General features: G+C 63.8%; 7 protein-coding genes and 1 pseudogene. 3 read left to right on the forward strand and 5 right to left on the reverse strand.

Annotated elements, in window-relative coordinates; all coding sequences use genetic code 11:
- The 3 genes and pseudogenes from Q0L57_RS02285 to Q0L57_RS02295 all read right to left on the reverse strand — a co-directional run.
- Positions 1–415, reverse strand: a pseudogene (locus tag Q0L57_RS02285) (glutathione synthase); the annotation flags it as partial.
- A 176-nt stretch (positions 416–591) separates the two neighbouring features.
- Complete coding sequence (locus Q0L57_RS02290) at positions 592–966, reverse strand: GtrA family protein (RefSeq protein ID WP_296737417.1); 375 nt, start codon at positions 964–966, stop codon at positions 592–594.
- Complete coding sequence (locus tag Q0L57_RS02295; RefSeq protein WP_296737419.1) at positions 966–1,976, reverse strand: glycosyltransferase; 1,011 nt, start codon at positions 1,974–1,976, stop codon at positions 966–968. Before Q0L57_RS02295 ends, Q0L57_RS02290 begins: the two co-directional genes overlap by 1 nt.
- A gap of 199 nt (positions 1,977–2,175) precedes the next feature.
- Here Q0L57_RS02295 and Q0L57_RS02300 point away from each other — a divergent pair, with 199 nt between their 5' ends.
- Both Q0L57_RS02300 and Q0L57_RS02305 read left to right on the forward strand, forming a co-directional pair.
- Positions 2,176–3,414 carry a glycosyltransferase family 2 protein gene (locus tag Q0L57_RS02300; RefSeq protein ID WP_296737420.1) on the forward strand — a complete coding sequence of 413 codons (1,239 nt, stop codon included), beginning with the start codon at positions 2,176–2,178 and terminating at the stop codon, positions 3,412–3,414.
- Positions 3,411–3,818, forward strand: a complete 408-nt coding sequence (locus tag Q0L57_RS02305) for a GtrA family protein (RefSeq protein ID WP_296737422.1) — start codon at positions 3,411–3,413, stop codon at positions 3,816–3,818. The genes Q0L57_RS02300 and Q0L57_RS02305 overlap by 4 nt, the downstream gene beginning before the upstream one ends.
- A 25-nt stretch (positions 3,819–3,843) precedes the next feature.
- On the opposite strand, the gene Q0L57_RS02310 is transcribed toward Q0L57_RS02305, so the two are convergent.
- Entirely contained in the window at positions 3,844–4,461 is a 618-nt protein-coding gene (locus tag Q0L57_RS02310) for a class I SAM-dependent methyltransferase (RefSeq protein ID WP_296737424.1), read from the reverse strand.
- Positions 4,462–4,654: 193 nt separating this feature from the next.
- Here Q0L57_RS02310 and Q0L57_RS02315 point away from each other — a divergent pair, with 193 nt between their 5' ends.
- A complete protein-coding gene (locus tag Q0L57_RS02315) occupies positions 4,655–6,454 on the forward strand; it encodes a GtrA family protein (protein WP_296737425.1) in 1,800 nt (599 codons plus the stop codon).
- Here the strand turns inward: Q0L57_RS02315 and Q0L57_RS02320 are convergent.
- The coding region (locus Q0L57_RS02320) for a hypothetical protein (RefSeq protein WP_296737427.1) at positions 6,438–6,729 on the reverse strand (292 nt) is incomplete at its 5' end. The two genes, Q0L57_RS02315 and Q0L57_RS02320, sit on opposite strands and share 17 nt — an antisense overlap.

The raw sequence follows: 6,729 nt of genomic DNA on the forward strand, positions 1-6,729 counted from the left end.
GCGTCTCCGGCATCAGGTCCGGGAATTCGGTGACGAAGATCTTTTCCGGGCTGTTGCGCACCCAGGCCGGGTCGTTGACCACCAGCGTCTTCGGATGGATGCGCTCCAGGATGTGCGTGGTGGTGATGTAGTTCATGTCGAAGGGCGGGTCCTGGCGCAGCAGGACGACGTCCATCTCCGAGAGATCGGTGCGCACCCTTTCGCCGAGCGAGAAGTGGCTGCCCTTCTCGTCGCGCACCTGCATCTCCTCGACATGGGCGAACACCTTGCCGTCGCGCATCGAGAGCCGGTCGGGCGTGTAATGGAAAAGCTTGTGCCCGCGCCGCTGCGCTTCCAGCGACAGCGCGAAGCTGGTGTCGCCGGCGATCGACACGGTGGAGACATGGTCCATCTGGACGGCGATCTTGAGCGGCATCTTCGGTCTCCGGCGATCCTGTGCGCCGCTGATATACGGAACTCGGCGCCTTCTGCCAATCGGCCAGAGGCTTGAGCGTTTCACCGTCTCATTCTTGGAAACGGCGAATCGTTCAATCCTTTTGTTTTTACGCAATTCCGGACGGAAGACCGTTTCACACTTTTCCTGGAATTGCTCTACCGGTCGAAGACCAGGCGCGAATATCCGAGGAACGACAGCACCGTCGCGACCAGCGAGGCGAAGGCGAGCGCCGCGAGCGGCGGTAGGGCCGGTATCGCGAGCAGGACAGCGCAGTAGACCAGATAATTGACGATGCTGGTGGCGACGCCGACGCCGCCATAGCGTGCGCCTTCCCGCGCGATGCCCCGGCTCGAGCGCGAGAAGGTCACATGCCGGTTGATCTGCCAGGTAACGCAGAGCGCGAAGCCGATCGACAGCACCCGAGCCGCCAGTGGACCGAGCGGCGTCGTATGGAGCAGCAGCCAGAGCGCCGCCGCGTCGGCGACGAAGCCGATGCCGCCGGCAAGCACGAAACGGACGAAGCGGGCCACTATGCCGCTCGCGGCGCCTTGCCCGGCCCGCCCTTGGCGGGTGCCTGCCCGGCTCCGCGCTCGCGCCGGTCGATGCCGTTGGACGGGATCGAAAGGTAGAAGATACGCTTCTGCTCGGCTCGGCCGCGCGACACCGAATCGAGGATCAGTCCGGTCATCGCCGCCAGCATCGAAAGCAGCAGCATGCCGACCGACAGCACCCAAGTCGGCAGGCGCGGCACCAGTCCGGTCTCGAAAAATTCGATCAGCACGGGGATCATCAGGCCGATGCTGGCGGAGAGCGAGAACAGCGCGAATGTGCCGAAGAAACGCAGCGGCTGTGTCTCCTTCACCAGCATGGCGAACATCCACAGGATCCTTGCGCCGTCGCGGAAGGTCGAAAGTTTCGACGACGAGCCTTCCGGCCGACGGCCGTAGTCGAGTGCCATCTCGTTCACCGGCAGCTTGAGCTGCGAGGCGTGCACCGACATTTCGGTCTCGATCTCGAAGCCGCCCGATACGGCCGGGAAGCTCTTCACGAAGCGGCGGGAAAAGACGCGATAGCCGGAGAAGATGTCGGTGAAATCGGCGCCGAACAGGCCCTTGTAGAGTCGGTTGAAGATACGGTTGCCGAATGCGTGGCCGGAGCGGCCGGCATCGTCGACCACACCGCGCCGGGTGCCCACCACCATGTCGGAGCGCTCGGTCTGCAATATGTTGATCAGCTGCGGCGCGTCTTCGGGCGCGTAGGTGCCGTCGCCGTCGGCCATCACATAGATGTCGGCGTCGATGTCGGCGAACATGCGGCGCACCACATTGCCTTTGCCCTGTCGCGGCTCGCGCACGACGATGGCGCCGGCGGCGCGGGCCTTGAGCGCGGTCAGATCCCTGGAGTTGTTGTCGTAGACGTAGACGGCGGCCGAAGGCAGGGTTTCGCGGAAGCGGCGCACGACCTCGCCGATCGTCAGCTCCTCGTTGTAGCAAGGCAGGAGCACGGCGATGGCCGGCTCGTCACGGACTTCGTGCGGCATCTTCTCTCCCGTGCCCTGCACTCGGGCGGCTTTACTATTTATCGAAGCCGTTAAGGCTGGGTTTAAGCCAACTCCGTTCCAGGGAGTTGCGCTGTGTCCTAGCGATTGCATCATCGTTTTCTTAAGCTTTGCCGTGCAAGGGTGGGCATCGAGTGCCAGGTCGGATCGTGCCGGCCGGGCCTTTGACGGAATCACGGGCATGAATGCTTTCACCGCCATCCGCGCCGCCGAGGAAGTCGAGCTCACAATCCTCATGCCGTGCCTCAATGAGGCTGAGACGCTGGCTGTGTGCATCGGCAAGGCCCGGTCCTTTCTCGACAGGGCAGGCATCTCCGGCGAGGTCTTGATAGCGGACAATGGCAGTTCCGACGGCTCGCAGCAGATCGCGGCGGACAACGGCGCCCGTGTCGTGCCGGTGACGAACAAGGGTTACGGCGCGGCACTTCTCGGCGGCATCGCCGTCGCCCGGGGCCGCTACATCATCATGGGCGACGCCGACGACAGCTACGATTTCGGTTCGCTCGAAGCGTTCGTATCGCGTCTGCGCAGTGGGGCCGACCTGGTGATGGGCAACCGGTTCAAGGGCGGCATCGAGCCCGGCGCCATGCCTCCGCTGCATCGCTATCTCGGCAACCCCGTTCTGAGCTTCATTGGCCGCCTGTTCTTCCGCATCAAGACCGGTGACTTCCATTGTGGCTTGCGCGGTTTCAACGCCGATCGCATCAGGAAGCTCGATCTGCAGACAAACGGTATGGAATTCGCGAGCGAGATGGTGGTCCGCAGCGCGCTTGCCGGCCTGCGCATCGAGGAAGTTCCGACCACGCTCAAACCCGATGGCCGCAGCCGCCCGCCGCACCTGCGCACCTGGCGCGATGGCTGGCGCCATCTGAAGTTCCTGCTGGTGCACAATCCACGCTGGATGTTTTTCATACCCGGCACGGCCTTGCTCTGCCTTGGCGCGCTGCTGGTAACGCTGTTGATGCTGGGCCCGCTGAAGGTGGTCGATAACCTGTCGCTCGACATCAACACATTCGTCGCTGCCTGCTTCATGGTGGTGGTGGGTGTTCAGCTCATCACCTCCGGCGCCATATCGCGCTACTATGCCGAGATAACCGGCATCCTGCCGCGCAACCGGCGGTCGGACTGGCTGACCAGGACCCTTAGCACCGACCGTCTCGCCGGCAATGCCGGCATTTGCTTCGCAGGCGGCGCCCTTTTCTTCGGTTACGCCATATGGCGCTGGGCGAGCCTCGGATTCGGCCCCCTGAAGGATCCCGAGATTCCGCGCGTCGTCGTGCTGGGCCTCAGCCTGATCGTCATCTCGCTGCAGGCGTTCTTCTCCGCTTTCTTGCTGGGCGTCCTGGAGATACCGGTAAAACGGCTGAAGGCGGCCCAGCCCAGCCAATCGGGCGATTCCGCCGCGCCTGGCGAAAGATGAACGGACCGGCTCGAAAATTCGCCGCGGCACGGCTCGCCCGGTTCGTCGTGGTCGGCATTGGCGCGGCGCTGCTGTTCTTCGTGTTGTCCTGGGCCTTGGTTTCAGCCGGGCTACCGCCGTTTGCCGGAAGCGTCATCGCCTATCTGCTGGTCTTCGTGATGGCATATTCGGCACAGCGCAGCTGGACCTTCGAGGGACGCCACGGCCACGGCCGCGCGTTCCCGCGCTATCTCGTCACCCAGTTGGTCTGCGCGGTGTTTGCGGGCCTCTGCGCCCATGTCGCGGTATCGATATTTTCCGCGCCGCCGCTGGTCATGTCGGCCATCATCACGCTCGCCGCGGGTGCCGCGAGCTATGTGCTTTCATCGCTGTGGGTGTTTCGAGACGATCAACGAACCGCGTGAAGGGCGGTCGGCCACGGCCCGTTGGTTAGCGAAGCGATGCGACGAAATGCAGACCCCTGTCGAACAAGAGGTTTGCCGGAAAGGGATAAAGCGACAGGTTTTCGCGCCAGGCCCGGGCTTTGAGCCCTACCTGATCGAAAATCGCGTCCCATTCCGCTTTGGACAGATAATTGTACGGTAGCCGCACATCGTGGCCCCTGTTTCCCACCCAGTCCATGAACCTGAGTGTGCTGTGGGCGAGGAACCCGTCGCGCAGATGGTCCTTGATGACAACTCCCTTGCGGGCGACCCTGGCGGCCTCGGCGACGAGATGGCCGGGATTGTCGGTATGGTGAAGAACGTCGACGATGGTCACCCAGTCGAACGACCCGGAAGCAGCGGGTATCGTCTTGCCGTCGAAAACCTCCACCGGGATGGCCGTACGCGGGCGGATAAAGACGTCAATCCCGCGAAATGTCAGCCCGGGTTTCCTATCCATCACGGCCTTGGCCAGCGAGCCATCGCCGCAGCCGAGATCGAGAACGGTACCGTCAGCGCCCAGCATGGCACCGATATGTTCGGAGAGGACCCGGATGCGGCGCTGAAACACGGCCCGGTCGTGGGCGGCGTTCAGAATCTTTTTTTCGATCGCCATGACACTCATGCCCAGCTCCAGGACCGCATCGGCTATTCGTTTTCTGTTCCGGCAACATATTTGTGATTGGCAAACAAACCGTTTCGCGAAACGAGGCGCCTCTCTTGCCGGGCCAGCTTAAGGTTTGCGCAGCGAGTCCGCGCTAAGGTTCATCTAACGAGAGAGCAACCGAAGGCCGCCCGTGTCTCCCATTGATGCCAAGATGTCCGAAAAGGCCCTGCCACGCGCGACATGGCGCCGTGACCTCGCGCTGGCGCTGATCGCGACGCTGGTCGTCTTGGCGATCAACGCAGCGACCGGCTTTCGCGGGCTGTTCGACGCCGGTGGCGACAACGACAGCCTGCTGCAACTGGTCCAGGTGCGAGACCTGCTCGCCGGCCAGGGCTGGTTCGACCTGCACCAGTACCGCATGGGACTGGAGGGCGGCTTCGTGATGCATTGGTCGCGGCTGCTCGACGCGCCGGAGGCCCTCGCCATCCTGGCCGCTTCGGCCGTCACCGGCAACGTCCCGTTTGCCGAGCAGGTCGTGCAGGTGCTCTGGCCGGCGCTGCTTTTCTGGCTGACACTGTTCTTCACAGCCCGCGCGGCTCGCAGTTTTGGCGGCGAAAGTGCCCTGCTTCCGGCGGTCGTCATAGGCGCCGCCGCCTACCATTTCATCGGCATCTACTCGCCGGGCTCGCTCGACCATCACAACATCCAGTTGATGCTCACCATGGCGAGCCTCAGCCTCCTGCTCGACGCGCCCAACCGTCCATGGCTTGCCCTGCCGGCGGGTATCTGCGCCGCGTTGACGATCGCCATCGGTTTGGAAAGCGCTCCTTACGCCGGGATGCTGGGCGTCCTCGTCGCGGTGCTGCTCCTGTTCGACGGGGCGCGGGAAAGGCTGGTTGCCAGGAATTTCGGCATTGGCTTCGCCGGTGTCTCGGCCTTTGCTTTCTTCGCGACCGTTCCAATGTCGGCGTGGGGCCAGGCGCAATGCGACACCTTCTCGGTGGTTCACTTCGTCGTCGCCGCGCTTGGCGGCACAGGCCTCGCCGCTATTGCCGCGATCGGTGCGGCGAGCGGCACGCGAAAGCGGCGTCTTGTCTCGCTCGGCCTTCTCGCCGCCGGGTTGGGTGCCGTCGTCATTGTGCTGTTCCCGCAATGCCTGGCGGCGCCCTATGCAGACCTCGACCCTCGGCTGAAGGATCTTTTGATCAGCCACATCAACGAGACCCAGTCGCTGTTCACCCTGCTGGCCAACAACCCGGCCCGTGTGCCGGCCCGCTACGCGACGCCACTGGTGGCCATGGTGCTGATGGCGCTTCGCCTCTTCCGTGGCGGCTGGCGCAGGCAGGACGGCATCGTCGGCACGCTGCTCGGTGTCGCATTCCTCGTCAGCGCCTGGGAGATACGCGGCTCGACATTCTCGATCGCCTTCGCCGTTATCCCCCTGTCGGCCTGGATAGCGCAATGGCGCGAGCGCGCCCAAGCCAGTTCCTCCCTCGGCGTGGGGCTGCGCCTTGCGGCGGTCTGGTTGCTGTCGGTCAATGCCGCCTGGACAGGTGCCGCCGCGGCGGCCTCGCTTGCATTCGAGACCAAGACGACTGCTGTCGCGGATTGGGATGCTGACAAGGTCTGCCAGAAAAAGGCCAGCTTTGCGTCGCTCGCCGGCATGCCCGGCACCACGCTGCTTGCCATCTCCAACCTCGGATCGTCGATCCTCGCTTATACCGGGCACCGCGTCTTGGCCGGTACCTATCACCGAAACACCGCCGGCAACCTCGTGACGCTCGATGCCTTCCTCGGCTCGGCCGACGACGCGCGGCGGATCGTGGCGGCGCATCATGTCGGCCTGGTGGTGATCTGCTCTGGCAGTCCCGAAACCGAATTGCTGGTCAGGACCGCGCCGCAGGGCTTCCTTGCCGGCATGCTGCGGGGCACGATTCCGGACTGGCTCGAGCCAGTCGCGGAGACCAAGGGCAACCCGATCGAGCTGTATCGCGTCAGGCAAGCCGGCTAAAAATATACCGGGCAGGGACCCGCGTTTTTCGACCGTGCTCGCGCGCCATTTCCGGACCGCGAAAAAATCGTTTTTCCGATACTTTTCCTAAACGCTTTGCTGCCAGTCTGGCCGGAAATACCGCCGTCAGAACAGGGACATGATGCAAACGACGTTTGGCACCAGTCAGCCAGGCAGGGAAAACACGGATCTGGCCTTTACCGATCCGTTGACGGGGCTTGGCAACCATCGTCGCTTCTTCGACAAGGTCGATCGCCTGATCAGCGACCGCGCCG

This window comes from Mesorhizobium sp. (assembly GCF_024509055.1).
Lineage (GTDB): Bacteria > Pseudomonadota > Alphaproteobacteria > Rhizobiales > Rhizobiaceae > Mesorhizobium.

Bases quoted from the DNA above. Each gene is read 5' to 3' on its own strand.
- Q0L57_RS02295 (WP_296737419.1), bottom strand. From the start codon at position 1,976: ATGCCGCACGAAGTCCGTGACGAGCCGGCCATCGCCGTGCTCCTGCCT.
- Q0L57_RS02305 (WP_296737422.1), top strand. From the start codon at position 3,411: ATGAACGGACCGGCTCGAAAATTCGCCGCGGCACGGCTCGCCCGGTTC.
- Q0L57_RS02310 (WP_296737424.1), bottom strand. From the start codon at position 4,461: ATGAGTGTCATGGCGATCGAAAAAAAGATTCTGAACGCCGCCCACGAC.
- Q0L57_RS02315 (WP_296737425.1), top strand. From the start codon at position 4,655: ATGTCCGAAAAGGCCCTGCCACGCGCGACATGGCGCCGTGACCTCGCG.
- Q0L57_RS02300 (WP_296737420.1), top strand. From the start codon at position 2,176: ATGAATGCTTTCACCGCCATCCGCGCCGCCGAGGAAGTCGAGCTCACA.